At 67.6% G+C, this 19,169-nt stretch carries 18 protein-coding genes; 4 read left to right on the forward strand and 14 right to left on the reverse strand.

The genetic code is table 11. The features are described from left to right. Positions 1 to 92: 92 nt before the first annotated feature. The gene (locus ACQR13_RS00980; RefSeq protein WP_315715987.1) at positions 93 to 1,277 is read left to right on the forward strand and encodes a glycosyltransferase family 4 protein; all 1,185 of its coding nucleotides are present in this window, start codon (positions 93 to 95) and stop codon (positions 1,275 to 1,277) included. On the opposite strand, the gene ACQR13_RS00985 is transcribed toward ACQR13_RS00980, so the two are convergent. The 9 genes from ACQR13_RS00985 to ACQR13_RS01025 all read right to left on the reverse strand — a co-directional run bounded on the left by ACQR13_RS00985 (position 1,278) and on the right by ACQR13_RS01025 (position 12,234). After that, positions 1,278 to 2,456, reverse strand: coding sequence for a glycosyltransferase (locus tag ACQR13_RS00985; RefSeq protein WP_315715986.1), 1,179 nt, complete (start codon positions 2,454 to 2,456; stop codon positions 1,278 to 1,280). Further along, complete coding sequence (locus ACQR13_RS00990; protein ID WP_315715985.1) at positions 2,449 to 3,471, reverse strand: polysaccharide deacetylase family protein; 1,023 nt, start codon at positions 3,469 to 3,471, stop codon at positions 2,449 to 2,451. The genes ACQR13_RS00985 and ACQR13_RS00990 overlap by 8 nt, the downstream gene beginning before the upstream one ends. After that, positions 3,468 to 4,988, reverse strand: a complete 1,521-nt coding sequence (locus ACQR13_RS00995) for a lipid II flippase MurJ (protein ID WP_315715984.1) — start codon at positions 4,986 to 4,988, stop codon at positions 3,468 to 3,470. Before ACQR13_RS00995 ends, ACQR13_RS00990 begins: the two co-directional genes overlap by 4 nt. Further along, the gene (locus ACQR13_RS01000) at positions 4,985 to 5,164 is read right to left on the reverse strand and encodes a hypothetical protein (protein WP_434845009.1); all 180 of its coding nucleotides are present in this window, start codon (positions 5,162 to 5,164) and stop codon (positions 4,985 to 4,987) included. The genes ACQR13_RS00995 and ACQR13_RS01000 overlap by 4 nt, the downstream gene beginning before the upstream one ends. Continuing rightward, positions 5,161 to 6,318 (reverse strand): glycosyltransferase family 4 protein, encoded by a 1,158-nt coding sequence (locus tag ACQR13_RS01005; RefSeq protein ID WP_434845008.1) that lies wholly within the window; start codon positions 6,316 to 6,318, stop codon positions 5,161 to 5,163. The genes ACQR13_RS01000 and ACQR13_RS01005 overlap by 4 nt, the downstream gene beginning before the upstream one ends. Continuing rightward, positions 6,315 to 8,585 (reverse strand): exopolysaccharide transport family protein, encoded by a 2,271-nt coding sequence (locus ACQR13_RS01010; RefSeq protein WP_434845007.1) that lies wholly within the window; start codon positions 8,583 to 8,585, stop codon positions 6,315 to 6,317. Before ACQR13_RS01010 ends, ACQR13_RS01005 begins: the two co-directional genes overlap by 4 nt. Before the next feature lie 26 nt (positions 8,586 to 8,611). Continuing rightward, a complete protein-coding gene (locus ACQR13_RS01015) occupies positions 8,612 to 9,766 on the reverse strand; it encodes a glycosyltransferase (protein ID WP_315750689.1) in 1,155 nt (384 codons plus the stop codon). Positions 9,767 to 10,143: 377 nt separating this feature from the next. Beyond that, the gene (locus ACQR13_RS01020) at positions 10,144 to 10,836 is read right to left on the reverse strand and encodes a DUF2848 domain-containing protein (protein WP_316169919.1); all 693 of its coding nucleotides are present in this window, start codon (positions 10,834 to 10,836) and stop codon (positions 10,144 to 10,146) included. Positions 10,837 to 10,908: 72 nt separating this feature from the next. Then, complete coding sequence (locus ACQR13_RS01025; RefSeq protein WP_315825800.1) at positions 10,909 to 12,234, reverse strand: DUF3422 domain-containing protein; 1,326 nt, start codon at positions 12,232 to 12,234, stop codon at positions 10,909 to 10,911. 1,181 nt (positions 12,235 to 13,415) lie between these two features. On the opposite strand from ACQR13_RS01025, the gene ACQR13_RS01030 reads away from it, so the two are divergent. Next, positions 13,416 to 14,720: a PQQ-dependent sugar dehydrogenase gene (locus tag ACQR13_RS01030; protein ID WP_434862510.1), complete on the forward strand. Its 1,305-nt coding sequence runs from the start codon at positions 13,416 to 13,418 to the stop codon at positions 14,718 to 14,720. A 60-nt stretch (positions 14,721 to 14,780) separates the two neighbouring features. Here the strand turns inward: ACQR13_RS01030 and ACQR13_RS01035 are convergent, their stop codons facing one another. Continuing rightward, positions 14,781 to 15,026, reverse strand: a complete 246-nt coding sequence (locus tag ACQR13_RS01035; RefSeq protein WP_316185596.1) for a hypothetical protein — start codon at positions 15,024 to 15,026, stop codon at positions 14,781 to 14,783. A gap of 186 nt (positions 15,027 to 15,212) precedes the next feature. Here ACQR13_RS01035 and ACQR13_RS01040 point away from each other — a divergent pair, with 186 nt between their 5' ends. Continuing rightward, entirely contained in the window at positions 15,213 to 15,386 is a 174-nt protein-coding gene (locus ACQR13_RS01040) for a hypothetical protein (RefSeq protein WP_315715975.1), read from the forward strand. A 124-nt stretch (positions 15,387 to 15,510) separates the two neighbouring features. On the opposite strand, the gene ACQR13_RS01045 is transcribed toward ACQR13_RS01040, so the two are convergent. Then, on the reverse strand, positions 15,511 to 16,395 hold the full coding sequence (locus ACQR13_RS01045) for an NAD-dependent protein deacetylase (RefSeq protein ID WP_315825798.1): 885 nt from the start codon (positions 16,393 to 16,395) through the stop codon (positions 15,511 to 15,513). 38 nt (positions 16,396 to 16,433) lie between these two features. Here ACQR13_RS01045 and ACQR13_RS01050 point away from each other — a divergent pair, with 38 nt between their 5' ends. Next, positions 16,434 to 16,589, forward strand: coding sequence for a hypothetical protein (locus ACQR13_RS01050; protein ID WP_315715974.1), 156 nt, complete (start codon positions 16,434 to 16,436; stop codon positions 16,587 to 16,589). Between the two features lie 6 nt (positions 16,590 to 16,595). Here ACQR13_RS01050 and ACQR13_RS01055 read toward each other — a convergent pair whose 3' ends face one another. From ACQR13_RS01055 to ACQR13_RS01065, 3 genes are read right to left on the reverse strand one after another with little or no spacing between them, the layout of a single operon-like run. After that, complete coding sequence (locus ACQR13_RS01055; RefSeq protein ID WP_315715973.1) at positions 16,596 to 17,501, reverse strand: polysaccharide deacetylase family protein; 906 nt, start codon at positions 17,499 to 17,501, stop codon at positions 16,596 to 16,598. A 4-nt stretch (positions 17,502 to 17,505) separates the two neighbouring features. Then, positions 17,506 to 18,306, reverse strand: coding sequence for an ABC transporter permease (locus ACQR13_RS01060; protein ID WP_315715972.1), 801 nt, complete (start codon positions 18,304 to 18,306; stop codon positions 17,506 to 17,508). Next, the gene (locus tag ACQR13_RS01065; RefSeq protein WP_434862511.1) at positions 18,303 to 19,169 is read right to left on the reverse strand and encodes an ABC transporter permease; all 867 of its coding nucleotides are present in this window, start codon (positions 19,167 to 19,169) and stop codon (positions 18,303 to 18,305) included. Before ACQR13_RS01065 ends, ACQR13_RS01060 begins: the two co-directional genes overlap by 4 nt.

Genomic DNA, 19,169 nt, shown 5'->3' on the forward strand with positions numbered 1-19,169 from the left:
GGCCATGGCGACGTGACAAACGTTAACAGGGCTGTGCTAATGACCAGCAGATTGGAACGAAGTCGCAATGTCTGATCCCTTAGATTTCCGCTATGACGTTTGAGATCGTCCAGGTCGTTCAAGAGATAAGCAATGCCGGCGGCGTGGAAACAGTCGCTATCGAGCTGGCGCGCGTTTTCGGCCGGAATGGTTTATCGAACATCGTGCTCGCGAGCACCGTCGCGGACAATCTCGAACACACGATCAGAGTCGAGCGCGTTGCGCCATGGCTGGCGCGGATTCCGACTCGCGGACTGTTCCGGCACATCGGCCGCGCCATTGTCGTGCCGCTGTTCACGCTGGCCGCGACACGGGCGCTGGCGCGTCACCCCGACGCCGTCGTCATCAGCCACGGCGACAGCCTCAAGGGTGACGTGCTGATCGTGCATGCCGTCAATGCGCAGAGCCTCGCCGAGAAACGCGCCGCCGGCAGCTGGCGCTGGATGCTCAACCCTATGCATCTGTGGGTCGCGCTGCGCGACCGGTTCATGATCGGAGGCCTACGGTATCGGGCGTTCGTGGCGGTGTCCTCCCGCGTCACCGCGGAGCTGCAGCGCTTCTTCCGCGTGCCGGCCGCCCGCATCCACGTCATCTCCAACGGCATTGATCTCGCGCGCTTCAAGCGCGACGCCGTCGGCGGCCAGGCGATCCGGCGTGAGTTCGGCATCCCGGAGAACGCGCGCCTGCTGCTGTTCGTCGGCCACGAATTCAACCGCAAGGGACTGGCGCATGCGATCGGCGCGCTCGATCGGCTCGGCAACGACGTCTGGCTGCTGGTCGTCGGCTCGGACAATCCCGCGCCCTACCGCAGACTGACGCGCAACGCCCAGCAACGACTGATCTTCGCCGGCCCACGCTCGGACCTGCCGGCGCTGTACTCGGCGGCCGATGCCTTCGTGCTCCCCACGAGCTACGAGACCTTCTCGCTGGTCTGCATGGAGGCCATGGCCTGCGGGGTGCCGGTGTTCGCAACGCCGGTCGGCGGCATCGAGGACTATCTGCGCGACGGCGTGAACGGCTTCCGCATTTCAGCAGACGCCGACGACATCGCGGCCAAGCTCGCGGCGGTCTTCGCCGACCCCGCACTGATGCGCCGGCTGCAGGACGGCGCCCAGGCCACCGCGCAGATCTATGGCTGGGACCAGATCGGGCTGCAATACATCGAACTGCTCAAGCAGATCGATGCCGCCAAGCGCCAGTCCGGCCGCGCAGCGATGGCGCTGCCGGTGAAGGCCTAGCTAATTCGTCTGCAGCCGCTGTGGGCGGGCGAGGCCGGATGCGGTTCTCGACTGATGCGCCGCACGGCATGCCGTTTCAATCGCCGCTGCGACCGCATCATAGGTGAAGCGCCGGAGCACGTTCGCGCGGGCCGCCTCACTGCGAACGGCGAGCTCCGCCCGCCGGCCGCTGAGCTCATCGATGAGCCGACACAGGCTGCCGGAATCCTGCTCCGGCACGATCCAGCCGCCGTCGCCAACGACATCCGGAATCGCTCCGCAGGTCGATCCGATCACCGGGATGGCGCAGGCCTGGGCCTCGATGATCACGCGGCCGAACTGCTCGCGCACCGCGTCCGTGGTTCGCGTCAGCAGTAGCAATGCGTCGAGGCCGCGCAGAAAAGCCGCGACCGCAGCGGGTGAAGCCCAGCCCTGGATGGTGACGCGCCCGCCCAAACCAAGTTCGGCCACGCGCCGGCGCAGATGCGGCTCGTGCGGACCTTCGCCCATGATGCTCAGCGTCGCCACCGACTTGCTGCGCGCTAGCGCTTCGAGCGCATCGTCGAGGCCCTTCTCGACCACCAGCCGGCCGACATAGCCGAGCCGCAGCGGCGAGCCGGCCGTCGCATTCGATCGATCACCCGCCGGCATGAAGGTCGCGAGATCGACACCATAGCCGATCGGCGTCACCGGACCCGTGTAGCCGCACGCCCTCACGACCTCAGTCGCATCGGGACTGCGCGACAGGATGTGGGCGGTGCGGCCGAGGACGAATTTGCGGATCGCCTCGAATGGTGGCGGCAGCCGTTTCAGGATGTTCTGGTCGACCTCGAGCACGAGCGCCGCACGGCCGCGCAGCATCTGCGCCTGCAGCGCGACGATGCTCCAGGGCTCTTCCCAAAGGTGAATCACGTCGGGATCGAGCTCGCGCAGCAGGCGGCGCAGCGCCGGATAGAAGTGCAGGTACCATTTCATCGGACCCGCGTCCGGGAGTCGGATCGGGAGCCGATGGATGGGAAAGGCTTCGTTGGAGTGAGCCGCGGTGATGGTGCGGCCGAATTCCTTCCACACCTCGGGCGTCACGAGATGCAGATCGACGTCGGGCCGGGACGCGAGATGGCGGTAGCGCAGCCGGCCGGCCTCGCTGCTGGTGGCCGGATGCGCAATCGAGACGATTCGCAAGCGCCCCCTGCTAGACACGGCCCATCACCTTCGCTGCAGTCCCGCTGAAGCCCGTGAGATGCAGCTCCATCGCCGCAAGCGTACGATGCGCGCCATTCATGGTGTTGCGCGGAATCGAGAACGCATCCTGCCCTGCTTTGACAAGGCCCTTGCGCGTGGTCGCGGCACTGGCGAATCCGGCCTGCCGCGCCAGCGCAAAGTCCCGCGGTCCGCAATCGGCGGCGCGCCCGTAAGGAAATGCGAAGTGCCGGACGTCGATGCCGAGCCGCTCGTTCAATCGCAGCCGCGCGCCGGCCAGCTCGCAAAGGGCGTCTTCGGAAGACAGCGACGAGATGCGCGCATGCGAGACGGTGTGGGCTCCGATCTCGATGAGCGGATCCGCCGCCAGCACTTCCAACATCTCCCAGGAGATCGCATGTTTCCAATGCATCGCCTCGATGTCGATGGCGTTGGCGGCACAGAACGCGGCGTAACGATCCGCCGCCTGCGGGCCATCCCAGCGCGAGGCGATCTGCGCGAACACCGCGCGGCGCTGCTCGGCGCTCGACAGCGCGATCCGCTCATCGTCGACCCTGACATGGTCCCTGTGCAGCAGCGCATCCTCCAAGCCGGCGGCCCACAGCGGCAACGTGCCTTCGGGAATGCCGGTCGTCACGAACAGCGTCACCGGCACCTTGTGCCTGCGGAACACCGGCACAAGCAGATCGAACGTATCGCGGTAGCAGTCGTCGATCGAGAAGTTGACGTAGCGGCCGGACGGTTCGGCGCTTGCCGTCCGGCGCAGCGCCTCGCTGATCGTCACGACATCCCAACCCTGGTCGAGGACATAGCCGAGGAAGCGATCGAGAAAGTCGGCATCGACGTAGAAGTCGCGATTGGGCAGACGCTCCCACTGCTCTGCCGGCGCGGTGCGATGGAACGTCAAACAGCAGCCGCGCGGGCCGAGCACACGATCGACCGCCTTGGCGACGGGAAGGACGAAGGCACCGGATGCCATCATCGCCTTGGCGGCAGCGAGGGCCAGCAGGGTCAACTCAGCTCTCCCTTCATCCTGAACGTACGACGAACATGACGGAGCGCCGTGCCCACCACGGCCGGCAGCAGGATGCCGATCGCGAAGGCCAGGCAGAGCAGATACGCCAATCCGCCGGCGAACAGGCGCGGCAGCAGGCCCGGCACGGAGGTCTGAATCATCAGGCCGAGCACGACCATCAATGCGGTCGGCAGCAGGGCCAGGCCGATCACGAGCAGGAGCTTTCGCGCATCGCCGAGCACGAACACCACGCCCGACAGTAGCACGAGGCTGCGGATCGCTTCGCCAACGCCGAGCAACTGCATGCCGGCCGCCGGCGACGGATCGAACAGCGGCATCAGCAGGTTGAAGCCCATGTTGGCGAGATAGGCCGAGACGATGATGACCGCAGCGACGCCGTTGCGCCCCGCGCCATTGAGCAGACGGATCAGGATCCAGCCGAGGGTCGCGGCCCAGACGCCGCAGGCGATGCCCTTGAGCGCATGCGAGGTCAGCAGCAGGGCCTCGTCGCCGAACGCGCCGCGGAAATAGATCAGGCGGACGATGTCGGTCGAGAAGACCAGAAGGAACGCCGAGGCCGGCAAGGTCAGCGCGAGCAGCGGCCGCAGCAGCGCCTCGGTCTGCGCACGCGGATCGCGTGGGGCATGCTGCGACAGCACCGCCATGCCGAGCGGTTGGCTGATCAGCAGCAGCGCGCTCTCGGTCAGCGAGCGCGCGTAGTCCAGCGACGCGACGGCACCGGTCGTCAGCCGCGATGCCGTGAAGCGCTCGATCCAGACATTGCCCTGCTCGGCCAACGGCAACGCCAGCAGGACGCGCAGCCGGCGGAAGAATTCGATACCCTTGTCGATCACCATGCCGGCGGTCAGGCCGGCGACGCTCAGCGCGCCCTCGCGCCACAGCGTGAACAGACCCCAGGCGGCGAGGCCATTGAAGGCGACGGTGAAGGCGCAGGCGAGCATGTAGGCGTCGCCGGTCAGCACCAGCAGGCCGATGCCGCCGATCACCGCGACGTTGAGCAGGCTGGCACGGACATTGGTCAGCCGCGTGCGGCCGAGCGCGATCTCGCCGGCGGCAAGCACATTGAGCACCGCCGACGCCGGCATGCCGAACGCCATCATGCGCACGAAGTGCAAGGTCAGCTCGCGCCCCTCCGCCGAGAAGCCGCCGACGACGGCGTTCACCCAGAGCTCACCGAGCAGCAGGATGATCGCGGTCACCAGGCTCGAGACGACGGCAATGACGATCGTCAGCGCACCGAGGCTGCGCGCGGCATCCGGCCGCTGCAGCGCCTCGCGATGCATCGGGATCATGATCGCGGGCACGCTCTCGTTCTGCAGGAACGCAAGCGGGATGAGCACGGCCGCCATGGCGGCCCGGAAGCCGTCGGCGATGAGCGAGGCGCCGAGCACGTGCGCCATCAACACCTCGCGGCCGAAGCCGAGCATCTTGCTCGCCAGCGCACCGCTGATCAGCAGCGCACTGAAGCGCTTGAGCGAAGGACCGGAGGCGCTCATGCGGCATCCTCCGACACGGCCGTCGGCCCTTTCCATCGCGCAGGGACTTGTCCGTCCTCGAGCAGTTTCGACCACGACGGCACCGGCGCGAGAATGGCGAACGGCGGATCGCAATCCACGACGAGATCGACCATACGCCGCTCGGAGGACGGGGCAGGTGTGACGATCGTGCTCACACCGCCGCTCCCGCACCGACATTGCGGATCAGCAGTCCGATCGAGTCCAGCATGCGTGCAAGACTGTAATGGGTGCGCGCGCGGCGCGACGCGTAGTCGAGCTGGGGCGCGAGGAACTCGGGTTGAGCCAGCACCGCGTCCAGAGCCTCGGACAGCGCACGCGCATCACCAGGCGGCACAAGCAGGCCGGCCCGGCCATGTTCGAGGATGTCCGGCGCAGCGCCAGCGTCAGTGGCGATCACCGGCACGCCGGCGAGCATCGCTTCGACCAGGGTGCGGCCGAACGGCTCGGGATCGATCGACGGATGCACCATCGCGTCCACCGCCTGCATCAGCAGCGGCACGTCGCTGCGATGCCCAAGGAAGTGAACGCGATCGCCGAGGCAAAGCTCCGCGACCAGCCGTCTCAGCTCAGCCGCGTAGTCCTGCTCGCCGAACAACGCGTCGCCAACGATGATACCGTGCACGTCCGGCAATTCGGCCAGCGCCTCGATCAGAACGTGCTGCCCCTTCCACCGCGCGAGCCGGCTGAACACGCCGACCAGCGGTCCCGACGGCAGGCCGAGCCGTTGCCTCAGCTCCTCGCGCGACACGGGTACGGGTTCGACGGCGAGACCATTGGGCACGACCTCGACGAGCGAGCGTCGACCTCCGGCCTCGATGAAGGCGGCTGCGGCAGCTTCGGAGGGGACGACGACCTTCGCCGCGAAGCGGTTGGCGAGAAAGATCTGCATGCGACGCTGCAGCGCGCCGAAATGAGCCGGGCTGATGATGTCGTGCAGATGCCAGATCAACGGCCGCCGTGCCGCGATGTTGGCGATGGCCGACAGGACAAAGGCCTTCTGCGAATTGGCATAGAGGACGTCATGCTTGCGCGCGGCATGCGCGAGTTCCGCGGTGATCGCCGCGAGTCTGCCGAACAGCGGCAGCGCCTCGAGCCACGAACTGTCGCGTCTGAACTGCCCCAGGCCGTGGCCCCAGCGCGACGTGACGACCGACATCCCGCGCTCAGCCAGCACCTGGCCGAGCGGGCCCGGCTCGAACAGGAACACCGACGAATCCTTGCGGCCCTGGACGACATCGAGCAGGATCAACTCGGCGCCGCCGATCTGCCCGGTGTGATCGACGAACAGGACACGCTCGGTCGACATCACCCGGCTCCGGCGTAGGCCGCCACGGGCGCGGTCTGGACCACAGGCGCGCTGCGGTGCTCGACGTCGGTCATGGTGACGACGATGCCGACATCGCGGGCTCCGAGTGCCCTGCTCCTGCTCACCGTCGCGACCGCCGGCTCGATCAACGACCGGTCACTGCGCACGCAGACGATCGCCCAGTCCGTACCGGCAAGGAAGTCGTTCCGTTGCGACGGCAATGGTGTGTCGACGATCACGGCATCATAGCCATCGAGACCAGCGAGGAGACGGTCGAGGCTGATCGCGTCGAGAATGTCGCCGACCGGACCGGTCGCCTCACCAACCGGCAGCACGTCGAGCGAGGGATGCGCGGTGGGCAGGACCATGTCCCGGAGCGGCGTCCCGCGCTCCAGCGCGCCGAGCCATCCGGGGCTTGCCGGCAGCGCCATGATCTCTGCAAAGGCGGGATGCGAGACGTCGCACTCGACGACCAGCACGCGCCAGCCTGCGGCCGCGAGGTGCTCTGCCAGCGCACAGGTCGTGGTCGTCTTGCCATCTGCTGCATCGGGAGAGGTCACAACGATGCGCTGCGATCGGGCGGACCGCTTCAAACCGAGTTCGTGGACGAGATCATGCAGCGTGTGCTGAAAATCAGTGTCCTCGGAGGCGAGGCGCAAGACGCGCGGGATCGCCAGCGGTTGGTGGCTTTGCAGGATCGCGCCGAGCGCCGACATCTCACGCAGGCTCTTCAGGCGCGGCAGGCAGGCCAGGATCGAAACGTCGGCGACGCTCGGGAGATGGGACCTTCGTTCAGGCGCTGCCGGTGGCGTCGCCGCTTGCGGTCCGGTCACACGCTCGGCCAATTCAGGGACGATGGCCGGAGCTTCGTCGACAGCGGGCGCCTCGACCTGCTCGGCCGGCGCTTCCGGCGTGACGGGCACGGGCGGGCTGATCAGGCGCGCGCCGAGCCTGTCGGCGAGCAGCGCAGCGCCGACACCGAAGATCAACGCGAGCGTCATGCCGGCGGCGAGGAACGGGATCTTCTTCGGGAAGAACGGCTTGCTCGGCAGCTCAGCGAGGCTGACGAGACGCGTGCTGCCGCGCAGGACACGCCGTTCGGTCTCGAGCTCGCTCGCCTTCTTGTAGAGCTCGGCATATTGCTGCCGCTTGATCTCGGTGTCGCGCACCATGCTCTCGATGGAGGCCTCGTCCAGCGTGGCCGAGCCGGCCTCCGCCTTCGCCGTCTCCATCTGCTTCTTCAGCGAGTTCACCAGCGCGGTGTTGGCATCGTACGTCTTCTGCGCGCTCGCCGCGATGCTCTGCATCTCGGCGATCAGCCGCTGCTGGATGATCGCCTGCTCGCGCGTCAGCGCCAGGATCGAGGGGTGCTTCGGCCCGAGCACACCGGCCGCACTGGCGAGCTGCGCGCTCACGGTCGTCAGTTGCTGCTTGAGGTCGGCGATGGTGCGGCTCTGCAGCACCGACGGGGCGTCGGTCGGCCCGCGCTCCTGCTCCGACTTGATCTCCTGCAGCCGCGCCGCGGCGTCGGCGCGCGCGGCCTCCGCCTGCGACAGCTGCTGGCCGATGCTGGTCAGCCGCTCCGAGGAGATCGGCGCATTGGCGCCACGCATCAGGCCCTTGGTGCGGCGGAACTTCTGGATCTTGTCGTCGGCCTCGCGCAGTTGCTGGTCGAGCTGCTTCAATTCCTTCCAGAGCCAGGAGCTCGCGACCTCGCGGCTGTTGGCGCCTTCGGTGCGCTGGTCCTCGAGAAAGGTCTGCGTCAACGCGTTGGCGAGCGTCTTCGCAGCCTCGGGACTGCTCGACTGATAGGAGATGTTGATGACGCGCGAGCGGCCGGCCGAAGCAACGCTGAAGCGACTGTCGACGTGATCGATGAACGCGCCCGGATCGGTCTTGAGGCGCTGGCACGCATCGCCCGAACCCATGAGACGGCCGCGCTCGCATTCGCCGACCACGGCGTCGACCACGCCGGGCGACGACATGATCTGACGCAGCAGGCGCGGCGAGCGAATAACCAGGAGCTGGCTTTCCATGTCGGCGGGATCGCCGATCTTCTGCGCCCACGCCGCCGAGGTGTTGGCACCCGGCTCCTGCTCGGCGATGATCACGGAAGCGGTGGCGAGATAGCGCACCGGCAGCAGCACGAGCGCGGCCACGGCAAGCGCGAGAACGGCGCCGGCCACGATGGCGAACACGCCGCGGCGGCGCCAGATCCGGGCGACGGCGTCAATGCCGGACAAGGCCTCGCCGAGAGCCGCCTGCCTCATGATCTGCACCCGTACCACATCCAATATTACGCAATCAGCCGCGTCGCGCGGCCCTGATGTCCCGCACGGAAACTGTCGATCTCCTCGTTGACCGCCGCGACGAACTGGCTGCGGAAACGCTCGGCCGAGAAGAAGCTGGCGCGCTGGCGGCAGTCGAGCCGCGAGATCGATTTCTCCTTGGCCACGAACGATCGCACGCAGGCCGCGATCGCCTCGGGCTCGGGCGAGCCGAAGAACATGCCGGTCGGCCGCGGCCCCGTGGTGAGGATCGACTCGCGTGCACCGCCGCGGCCGAGCGCCAGCACCGGTGCGCCTTCGGACTGCGCCTCGACCGGGATGATGCCGAAATCCTCTTCCGCCGCAAACACGAAGGCGCGGGCGGTGGTCATGAGGTCACGCAGCTGCTTGTCGGGCACGAAGCCGGCGAACTTGACGTTCGGCCCCGCGATCGACTTCAGCCGCGCGGCTTCCGGACCGTCGCCGGCCACGACCAGCTCGAGGTCCGGCATGGTGTTGAAGGCGCGCACGATCGGCTCGATGCGCTTGTAGGGCACGAGCCGGCTCGCGGCGAGGAAGTGGTTGCCGACGGGCAGGATCGCATCGCGCTGCGCGATGGTCACCGGCGGATAGATCACCTTGGCGTCGCGGCCGTAGATCTTCTTGATGCGGCGGGCGACGAACTGCGAATTGGTGAAGATGGCGTCGGGACCGTGCGCGGTGCGCGCATCCCAGATCCGCATCTTGTGCAACAAGGCGCGAGCGATCAGGCCCTTGACGCCGGTGGCGTAGCCGCTCTCCTGCAGATACTGGTGCTGCAGATCCCAGGCATAGCGCATCGGCGAATGCACATAGGCGATGTGCAGCTGCTCCGGCCCGGTCAGAACGCCCTTCGCCACCGCGCAGCTGGAGGAGATCACCAGGTCGTAGCTCGACAGATCGAGCTGCTCGATCGCGAGCGGCATCAGCGGCAGATAGGAGCGGTGATACTTCCGCAAGAGCGGCATCTTCTGCAGGAAGCTGGTGTGCGACTTCTCGAATCCCAGCTTGGCGCGGTCCTCGGGACGCAGCAGGTCGAACAGCGTGAAGACGTCGGCGCCGGGATAGCAGCGCAGGATCTCCTGAAGGACCTTCTCGGCGCCGCCAAGAACGTAAAGCCAATCGTGGACGATCGCGACGCGCACCGCACTCTCCCAATTCCCGGGGTATTTAATAAAACCCTTAAGGGAGGCGTTCACGCGCACAAACCCAATCCTAAACTTCTAGTTAATCGCCCTTGTCGTCCGACCCGTCGAATCCGCTGCTATCAGGTAAGGATCGATTAAGGATATGCCAGCCGCATTGCGTCTCATGCCGTGACATGGTGTGCCGGACCAGAACGCGAAACGAGGCCATGGTCCCGCTTCGGCACACTGCGGCACGATAGGCCGCCTTGCTTAACAGGCCCTTGCGGATCGCAACGCCTGCGCGAATGCGGCCATGCATGGCGACGGCCGCGACGACGCGCCGCGGCCTGATCGTTAGCGCATTCCGCCGCACGCGAACGTGATCGCGCGCCGCCTCAGCCGGCGATGACGAGCTGCTCGATCGCGTAGCCGTGGCGGATGGCGCGGTTCAGCACGGGATCGACCAGCTCGAACTCGAAGCGGTCGGCGGGGCGGATGCCGCCCCTGGCGGCAAAGGTGCCGCCGAACATCGCGGTGCCCTCGGGCAGGCCGGCGTCACCATAGCGGCGCGCGATCAGGTCGAAAGGCGCCAGCATGCCGCTCAGCGCACCCTCCTGGTACAGCACGCGCTCGCCACTGATCGTCGCATAGGCGCGCAGCATCAGTCGGTCCCAATGCGCGGCGACGTCGTCGACCAGCCACAGCCCGGGCGCCACCGGCTTGTCGCACATCTGCTTGGACACGGTGATGTTGTAGGTCTCGACCTTGCGGTCGGTATGATCGGAGCCGACGCCGACGAACAGCCTTCCGCCCGCTTGCACCAGCACGAACTCGACCTCGCCGGAGGAGTCGCCGCCGCTGACCTCGATGCTGTCCGACGTCGTCAGCCGGCTGGCCGCGACCTCGTAATAGATCGGCGTCGTCGCCGGCCGGGGAATGCCGAGCTCTTCCAGTTCGGCGATGTGCTTGTCGCGGGCGACCGGATCGCGCCCGGTCCAGCCGGCGATGACGAGGCGGCTCAGCGTGATCCGCTGCCGCGTCGCCGCACCATCCGCGTGAACCAGGAAATCGATCGTCGCACCGCTCATCGTCTCATTGCCTCTTGCTGACCAGCCCGCCGCTTAGCCGTCCGGCCGCACGCTGGCAAGGCGCCCGGCCGTTCACTCCTGCTCGGCCTTCTCCGCCTCGTGGTCCTCCTTGAGATGCCGCTTGCGGATCTGGTGGGTCGTGAACCAGATCAGCGCGATCGCGGCCGGCACGAAGGCGGCGGTAGCCAGCGTCGGCTCGACCGGCAGGCCGGTGTCATGCGCGCCCTTGGCGAGATAGCCGAACAGGCTGACGACGTAATAGCCGATCGCGGCCACCGACAGCCCCTCGACCGTGCTCTGCAGGCGCAGCTGCAGCTTGGTGCGCTCGTTCATCGAGCGCAGGAGATCGCGGTTCTGCTGCTCCAGCTCGACATTGACGCGGGTGCGCAGCAGGTCGGCGGCGCGCGCCAGCTTGAGCGACAGGTTCGACTGCCGTCCTTCCAGCGCGTTGCAGGTGCGCATCGCCGGCGCGGTGCGCCGCGCCAGGAACGACGACCAGCTCGAATACGGCGCGACCGGCTCACCCTCGATCACCGCCAGACGGGCCTGCACCAGATCGTAGTAGGCGCGGCTGGCGCCGAACCGGAACAGGCTGCCGGTGGCGCCGCGCTCCAGCAGCGCCTCGAGCTCGGTCAGCTCGCGCAGCAAATGGTTGTTGAGCTTGAACGACTGCGCGCCCTGCATCTCCGCGAGCACCTCGACCAGCCGCCGCTCGATGCGGTCGACGTCCGGCGCCAGCGCCAACGCAGCCGGCAGGCCGAGCAGCGCCAAAGTGCGGTAGGTCTCGAGCTCCAGCACGCGCTGCACCAGCGCCCCGAGCCGCTCCGGGGTCGGGCCGTCGGCGCAGACCAGGATGCGGGTGAAGCCGTCGTCGTCGAGACGGAAGTCGGAGGCGACCGCGCCGGCGCTGCCCTTGATCGTCACGATGGCGAGGCTGCTCTTGTCGAAGATCTCCTCCGCGCGCGCCACCGGATCGGCCGCGTTCTCGACCTCGAGCTTGACCGCCACCAAGAGCTCGCCGGCCTGCGGCAGCGCCGCGATCAGTGCCTGCAGCTCGGGCGCGATGGCCCCGAAGCGGCGCGGGCCTGAGTCCGCGGGCGGGCTCCAGATCCAGGTGAGGGTGGCGAATTCCGAATGCTGCTCGAAGCGCAGCCTGACAGGGCCGAGATCGACCTGGTGATGCTTGACGCCCGGCTCCGGCGGCGGCGCACCGCGCTGCGCGCAAAACGCGGCGAGGCTGGCGCGGTCGGTCGTGGCGCTGTCGCCTTTCGCCATGAAGGCGAAGCGGATCACCAGCACCGGCTGCGTCAGCGGCGTGAACGGCCGCGCATGCACCTCGTTCAGCACGCTCTCGCGCAGGGCATGCGGCGTGAAGGCGGACTTGTCGAGCGACGTCATCGGGAGAGTCCGCGCGTGAGAGCGACACCTGACGCAGACGATCGCGCTGCGCCTGAATTGATCACCCCCGTCATGCCGTGCATCCCCCTGACTTCCATTGTCGTCCGGCCGGCCAACGCGCCGGCAGCGTGTGACACCAGTGTAGCGCAATTCGATGACGGCGCCACGGCTGCGGCGACATTGTGCGCGCTGGCGGCTCTCTCAGCGCCACGGCAAGTCGATCATGATGCACGCAGACACACCAACACCTCCCGCGGCGCGATCGCGCCCGAGATTGCTCTCATCAAAACCCTCCGGAAATGCCGAGGGCGCAGGGAAGGCCGGACCTCGACTGAGGCCCGTGGCCCCCGTGCGGAAAAATTGCACGGGGCAGGAACCACAGGTTCAGCCGGACAGACCCGGCCCTCCCTGCGCGATGGGTTTAACGTCTGCTCCGAGCTCTCCCCGGGGACCGGCTTGTTTGCCCCCGTCGCCTGATGACACGTCATGTCATCCAGACTTGGCGCCAGCATCGGGGCGCCAGGACCACACGGCTTGAACGTCCGCGAGCTGCCAATCGTCCAGCGCATCAGCACCTGACAACACTCGCGGCCACCGCTCCCCGCCTCAACGTATCGTGACGACGCGTACGCCCCTCTGCATGAGGACGGGATGCAGGGAGTAGAGCATGATTTCGGAAAAAGAGCAAGGAAGAATTTTGACGAGATGGGCTGGCCGAGGATGATGCGGGGCGACCGCATTTCGGGAAGATCGTGCCTGTCTCTTTCCTCATCGTCATGGCCGAGCTCGTCCCGGCCATCCTCGTCGTTCGTCGGGGAGAGACGTGGATGCCCGGAACAAGCCCGGCATGACGGGCAACCGATCTGCGCGCTTCAGCGTCGCAACGACCCATTTCGTTGCGAGCAATGGCGCCGATATAGTTGGGCTTGACCAAGCCACGCCAATTGCCGATCGGCACTGCACGATCAGCCGCAGCGCCCCGCATGCCAGACGCCGCCGGAGGTTGGCTCTGATACGTGAATGCGTGCCAGGTGAAAGCCCCGGGTTCCGCAGCCCCGATCCGCGACCCATGCAATTGTCACGGTGGGCGTGGTAGATCATAACAGATTGGCCCTTTGCCATCGCTCGATGGTCCCTCGCCCATCAGATCCCATTTGCATCAAAGCCCTCACAGGACTCCCATGACAACCCTCTCCTCGATCGTTGCGCGCGGCGTCGCGCTGGTTGGCAATGCGGCGCTGCAGTGGCGCAAGCTGCAGGGGGAGACGCCGCAGCCGGCGTGGGGCGCGCAGCCGCAGATTCCCCTGGCGAAGCCGCAGGGGATGCTGCCGACCTTGAAGATGCCGACGGCGCGCGGCTGGCGCGACGGCGAGAAGCCGGTGGCGGCGCCGGGGCTGAAGGTGAACGCGTTCGCGACCGGGTTGGACCATCCGCGCTGGATCTATGTGATGCCGGACAAGTCGGTGCTGATTGCGGAAGCGACGCAGATTCCGAGCCCGGTGCGCAACATGTTCGGCTATGCGATGCAGGCGACGATGCGCCGCGCCGCGGCGCTCGGCGTCAGCGCCAACCGCATCACCCGGCTGGTCGATGCCGACGGCGACGGCACCGCCGAGCGCCGCAACGCCTTCATGGAGAACCTCAGCCAGCCGTTCGGGATGGCGCTGGTCGGCGACACCTTCTATGTCGGCAACACCGACGGCATCGTCGCCTTCCCCTATGCAGCCGGCGCCGATCGGATCAATGCGCAGGGCAAGCGTCTCACCACGTTCAAGCCGGGCGGACACTGGACGCGCAGCCTGCTGGTCAGCCCCGACGGCAGCAAGGTCTATGCCGGCGTCGGCTCGCTCACCAACATCGCCGAACTTGGCTTCGAGGTCGAGGAGGGCCGCGCCTGCGTCTATGAGCTGGACATCGCAAGCGGCGCGAGCCGCATCTTCGCATCAGGCCTGCGCAATGCGGTGGGGCTGGCGTTCGAGCCGTCGACGAAGGTGCTGTGGACCGTCGTCAACGAGCGCGACGGGCTCGGCGACGAGACGCCGCCGGATTACCTCACCTCGGTGCGCGAGGGCGGCTTCTATGGCTGGCCCTATTGCTACTGGGGCAGGACGGTCGACGACCGCGTGCCGCAGGATCCGGCCCTGGTCGCGACCGCGCTGACGCCGGACTACGCGCTCGGCGGCCACACCGCCTCGCTCGGCCTGTGCTGGCTGCCCGCGGGCGCCCTGCCCGGCTTCCCCCAGGGCATGGTGATCGGCCAGCACGGCTCGTGGAACCGCAGCAAGCTGTCCGGCTACAAGGTCGTGTTCATTCCGTTCGAGAACGGCAGGCCGTCGGGCCCGGCGCGCGACATCCTCTCGGGCTTCCTGGCGCCGGACGAGAGCTTCTCCTATGGCCGCCCGGTCGGCGTGACGCTCGGCCCGGACGGCTCGCTGCTGGTGGCCGACGACGTCGGCAACTGCATCTGGCGCGTGACGGGCGCGTGAGCCTCGCAGGCGAAGGCCGAGGCCGCGTTCGACCCCGGCCTTGCGCATGTGCCGCCATGCTCAGTCGTGGCCGTAGAACTGGCGATTGCAGTAGCGGCGGCCGGCTTCGTGCTTGGCCGCGCGCTGGGCCGGGGTGGCGTTTGCCGGCATCAGGAAGTTGCCGCTCGCGAACAGTTGCAGGCAGTTGATGTAGTTCTTGTTGCCCAGCCACTCCCAGCCGGCAGACGCCGGCGATGTCGATGCGGATGCGAGCAGGCCCGCGCCGGCGACGATGGCGGCGGCGAAAAGACGAATGCTGGAAGTCATGACCTTGTCCCTCGTTGCTTGCGGCTGCCCCTGCAGCCCATGCGAGGATCATGACGGTCAGGGCGCGCGGCTTCCGTGATCGTCCGCACAGAGAGGAGTGATGCCGCATGAACGGCGCCGCGGCGCTCGGCCGCGGAACAAGCATCACGCCCGCGACGTTGTCCGGCACAGCGACAGGAGAGTTTCATGGCCGACAACGTCAATCCCGAGCAGAAGCAGCCGGGCGAGCATCACGAAGGCAAGTTCCACTACAATCCAGGCAACCAGGCTGGCAAGACGGTCGAGGTCGGCAAGCCGGAGAACGAGCAGGTCAACAACAAGGACCGCATCGAGAACCGCGAGAAACCGCAGTCGCGGTGAGGCGGACACCATTTTAGTTTTTCGTCATGCCCGGGCTTGACCCGGGCATCCATCTTCTGAAGCACCGAGGAGATGGATGGCCGGGTCAAGCCCGGCCATGACGGCGGAGAGAGGGCGGCCCGCCCTACTCCTCCAGCAGAAACGCCAGCGCCTCGTCGCACGGCGCTTCCACCTTCAGCGACAAGAGGTCATCCGCGCGGGTGCGGCCGAGATTGACGGCGGCGATGGGGATGTTGCGGTCCGCGGCGGCGCGGACGAAGCGGAAGCCGGAATAGACCATCAGCGAGGTGCCGACGACGAGCATGGCGTCGGCCTGCTCGACATGCTCGCGCGCGGTGGCGACGACCTCGCGCGGGACGGTTTCGCCGAAGAACACGACGTCGGGCTTGAGGATGCCGCCGCAGGCGCGACAGGCCGGCACATTGAAGTCCGCGAAATCGACGCCGTCGAGATCGGCATCGCCATCGGGCGCGGCGGCCGCATCATGCGCCAGCCAGCGCGGATTGGCGCCGGCCAGTTCGTCCTGAAAGTCGGCCCGCGACAGCACGGCGCCGCATCCCAGGCAGCGGACGCGATCGAGCCGGCCGTGCAGATCGATGACGTTGTTGGTCCCGGCGGCCTGGTGCAGCCGGTCGACATTCTGCGTCACCAGCAGCGAGCTCTTGCCCTGCGCCTCCAGCCGCGCCAGCGCATGATGCGCGCCGTTCGGCTGGGCGCGGCCGAACCGCCGCCAGCCGACCATGCTGCGCGCCCAATAGCGGCGGCGCGTATCGTCGCTGCCGACGAAGGCCTGATAGGTCACCGGCGGCGTGCGCTTCCACTGCCCGTCGGTGTCGCGATAGTCGGGAATGCCGGAGTTGGTGCTGCAGCCGGCGCCGGTGAGCACGACGATGCGGTGGTGATTATCGAGAAAGGATTTCAGCGCGGTGGGATCGGCCATGGCGCAGATGTAGTCGCCGGAACCGGCCTGCGCCAGTCCGCCACACCCCGGCCGGATCGCATGAACCATTGCGCACGCCCGGTCTTATCCCGGCGGGAGGACCTGCCATGACACCACGCAACGGGCATGATCGCGGATTGTGGCCGCTCGACGCGGACGAACGGGATGGCGAGCCGATCGATGACGAGCGCGACCTCGCGACCGGCGAGGGCGGCACCATCGAGGTGCCGCTGACCGACGAGGACATCGCCAACGACGATTGACCGCGCTCAGGATTCCGGCGGCACCGTCGCCAGCCAGTGCCGGGCGATGTCGGCGCGCGGCGCGATCCACGCCGCACCGTTGCCTGTGATGTGATTGAGGATGCGGTCGAGCGCGCCGATCCGGCCGGGGCGGCCGATCATGCGCAGATGTAGCCCGATCGACAGCATCTTCGGCGCCGTCGCGCCCTCGCGCACCAGCCAGTCGAAGGCGTCGATGACGTAGTCGGCGAAGTCCGCGCCGCGGAAGCGCGAGCCGTTGAAGAACTGCATGTCGTTGCTGTCGAAGGCGTAAGGCAGCACCAGATGCGGGCGGCCGGCGACGGCGACATAATACGGCAGGTCGTCATTGTAGGCGTCGCTGTCGTAGAGGAAGCCGCCCTGCTCGACCAGCAGCCGCCGCGTGTTGGGCGAGCTCGCCGAGCGCGTGTGCCATCCCAACGGCGGCCTGCCGGTGACGCGCTGGATCGTCTCCACCGTGCGCGCGATCACGCGGCGCTCCTCGGTCTCGCCCATGCCGGCGTGGCTCTGCCAGCGCCAGCCATGCGCAGAGATCTCATGGTCGCGCGCCACGGCATCGCGGGCGAGCTCCGGCGAACGCTCCACCGCGCGGCCGCAGGCGCTGACGGTGACCTTGACGCCATGGCTGTCGAACAGGTCCATGATGCGCCACCACGCCGCCCGCGTGCCGTATTCGAAATGGCTGTCGATGCAGGGGTCGGGGCCGTCGAGCCGGTGCACGACCTCGTAGATCGCCTCGTTGCTCGTATCGCCGTCGCACATCGAGAATTCAGAGCCCTCCTCGAAATTCACCACCAGCGACACCGCGACGCGTGCGTCGTGGGGCCAACGCGGATGCGGCGGCCTGCCGGCATAGCCCGTGAGATCGCGGCGGAAGGCAGGCTGTGAGGTCATCGTGTCAATCCGCGGTTCCGGCCATGCGGTGCAGGCCGACCAGGCGATCGCTGATCAGCAGCAGCACCAGGGTGCCGGCAAGAATGAGGGTGGAGAGCGCGGCCAACGTCGGATCGGGCGCCTCCTCGATATATTGCAGCATGCGGATCGGCAGCGTCTTGGAACGCACATCCGTCAGGAAGATCGAGACCGGATAGTTGTCGAACGAGGCCAGCAGGCTGAACAGCCCTGCGATCAGGAACGACGGCGCCAAAGCCGGCACCATCACCCTGAGCACGCTGCCGGCATAGGTGCAGCCGAGCGTGCGCGCCGCCTCGATCAAGGTGAAGTCGAAGCGGGAGAGCCCGGCGATCATGGTGCGCGCGACGTAAGGCAGCGTCACCACGAGATGCGCCACCAGCAGCGCGCTCCAGGTCGCGGTGAAGCCGACCATGCGGAAATATTGCAGCAGCGCGATGCCGAGCACGAGGCCGGGCATCATCAGGGGCGACACCAGCAGCGTGCCCAGCGCGGTGGCGCCGGGCAGCCTGCCGCGCGCGATGGCGATGGCGGCGAGCGTGCCGGCGACCAGCGACAGCGCGGTCGACAGCACGGCGATCTGCAGCGACAGCGACAGCGACGGCCAGAAACCGTCGAGCCGGCCGATGCGGCCATACCAGCGCAGCGATGCGCCTGACAGCGGCAGGTCGAACACCGGCGTCGGCGAGAAGCTTGCCGCGGCGATCACGACCAGCGGCAGCAGCAGGAACAATGCGAGCCCGACCGCGAGCGCCCAGCAGATGATGATGGCAAGGCGCGACATCATTTGGGCTCGCGCGACAGCGTCGCGCTGAGCGCGACGACGATGACGGCGATCGCCAGCAGCACCACGCCCGCGGCGGCGCCGAAGCCGGGCTCGCGCGCCAGGAGATAAGCCTTGGCGATGGTGGTGGCGAGCGTCGGATATTTCTCGCCGACGAGCAGCGTCGGCACCACATAGGCCGACACCGACAGCGAGAACACCAGCGCCACGCCGGCGATGATGCCCGGCAGGGTCAGCGGCAGGATGACACGGAAGAACACGACGAACGGCGAGGCGCCGAGCGTCGCGGCGGCTTCCGCATAGCGCCCGTCCAGCTGCGCCACCACCGCGTAGATCGGCAGCGCCATGAACGGCAGGAAGATGTTGACGGCGCCGACGATCAGCGCGGTCTGGGTGAAGATCATGCGGATCGGATCCTCGATGATCCCGACTGCGATCAGCACCGTGTTGATGAGGCCGTCGCTGCGCAGCAGGATGGTCCAGGCGAACGCCTTGACGATGACGGAGGCGGCGAGCGGCAGGAACAAGGTCGCCAGCAGGATCGAGCGCAGTGGGCCGCGCGCACGCGCCAGCGCGAACGCCGCGGGATAGGAGATGAGGAAGGCGATCAGGGTCGTCAGCAGGCCGAGCCGCAGCGAGTTCCAGATGATTCCGAGATAATAGGGCGTGCCGAGCAACCGGACGTAATGCGCCGAGGTGACGCCGCCCTTGGGGTCGAGCACGCTGACGCCGAGGAGCAGCGCCAGCGGCAGCACGAACACCAGCGCGATGATCAGCAGCGATGGCGCGACGAAGCCGAAGGCGGCGAGCCTGTCGCGATCCGGCGCGGGCTTGACGATCGGTGCTGATAGCACGGCGTCGGTCAT

Source organism: Bradyrhizobium sp. HKCCYLRH3059 (assembly GCF_051168035.1).
In the GTDB taxonomy this organism is placed as follows: Bacteria; Pseudomonadota; Alphaproteobacteria; order Rhizobiales; family Xanthobacteraceae; genus Bradyrhizobium.

What these genes read in the sequence shown, in the direction of transcription:
- ACQR13_RS00980 (WP_315715987.1), top strand. Translation starts at nt 93, where the DNA reads ATGACGTTTGAGATCGTCCAGGTCGTTCAAGAGATAAGCAATGCCGGC.
- ACQR13_RS00995 (WP_315715984.1), bottom strand. Translation starts at nt 4,988, where the DNA reads ATGAGCGCCTCCGGTCCTTCGCTCAAGCGCTTCAGTGCGCTGCTGATC.
- ACQR13_RS01010 (WP_434845007.1), bottom strand. Translation starts at nt 8,585, where the DNA reads ATGAGGCAGGCGGCTCTCGGCGAGGCCTTGTCCGGCATTGACGCCGTC.
- ACQR13_RS01020 (WP_316169919.1), bottom strand. Translation starts at nt 10,836, where the DNA reads ATGAGCGGTGCGACGATCGATTTCCTGGTTCACGCGGATGGTGCGGCG.
- ACQR13_RS01025 (WP_315825800.1), bottom strand. Translation starts at nt 12,234, where the DNA reads ATGACGTCGCTCGACAAGTCCGCCTTCACGCCGCATGCCCTGCGCGAG.
- ACQR13_RS01030 (WP_434862510.1), top strand. Translation starts at nt 13,416, where the DNA reads ATGACAACCCTCTCCTCGATCGTTGCGCGCGGCGTCGCGCTGGTTGGC.
- ACQR13_RS01035 (WP_316185596.1), bottom strand. Translation starts at nt 15,026, where the DNA reads ATGACTTCCAGCATTCGTCTTTTCGCCGCCGCCATCGTCGCCGGCGCG.
- ACQR13_RS01040 (WP_315715975.1), top strand. Translation starts at nt 15,213, where the DNA reads ATGGCCGACAACGTCAATCCCGAGCAGAAGCAGCCGGGCGAGCATCAC.
- ACQR13_RS01045 (WP_315825798.1), bottom strand. Translation starts at nt 16,395, where the DNA reads ATGGTTCATGCGATCCGGCCGGGGTGTGGCGGACTGGCGCAGGCCGGT.
- ACQR13_RS01050 (WP_315715974.1), top strand. Translation starts at nt 16,434, where the DNA reads ATGACACCACGCAACGGGCATGATCGCGGATTGTGGCCGCTCGACGCG.
- ACQR13_RS01055 (WP_315715973.1), bottom strand. Translation starts at nt 17,501, where the DNA reads ATGACCTCACAGCCTGCCTTCCGCCGCGATCTCACGGGCTATGCCGGC.
- ACQR13_RS01060 (WP_315715972.1), bottom strand. Translation starts at nt 18,306, where the DNA reads ATGATGTCGCGCCTTGCCATCATCATCTGCTGGGCGCTCGCGGTCGGG.
- ACQR13_RS01065 (WP_434862511.1), bottom strand. Translation starts at nt 19,169, where the DNA reads ATGACCGACGCCGTGCTATCAGCACCGATCGTCAAGCCCGCGCCGGAT.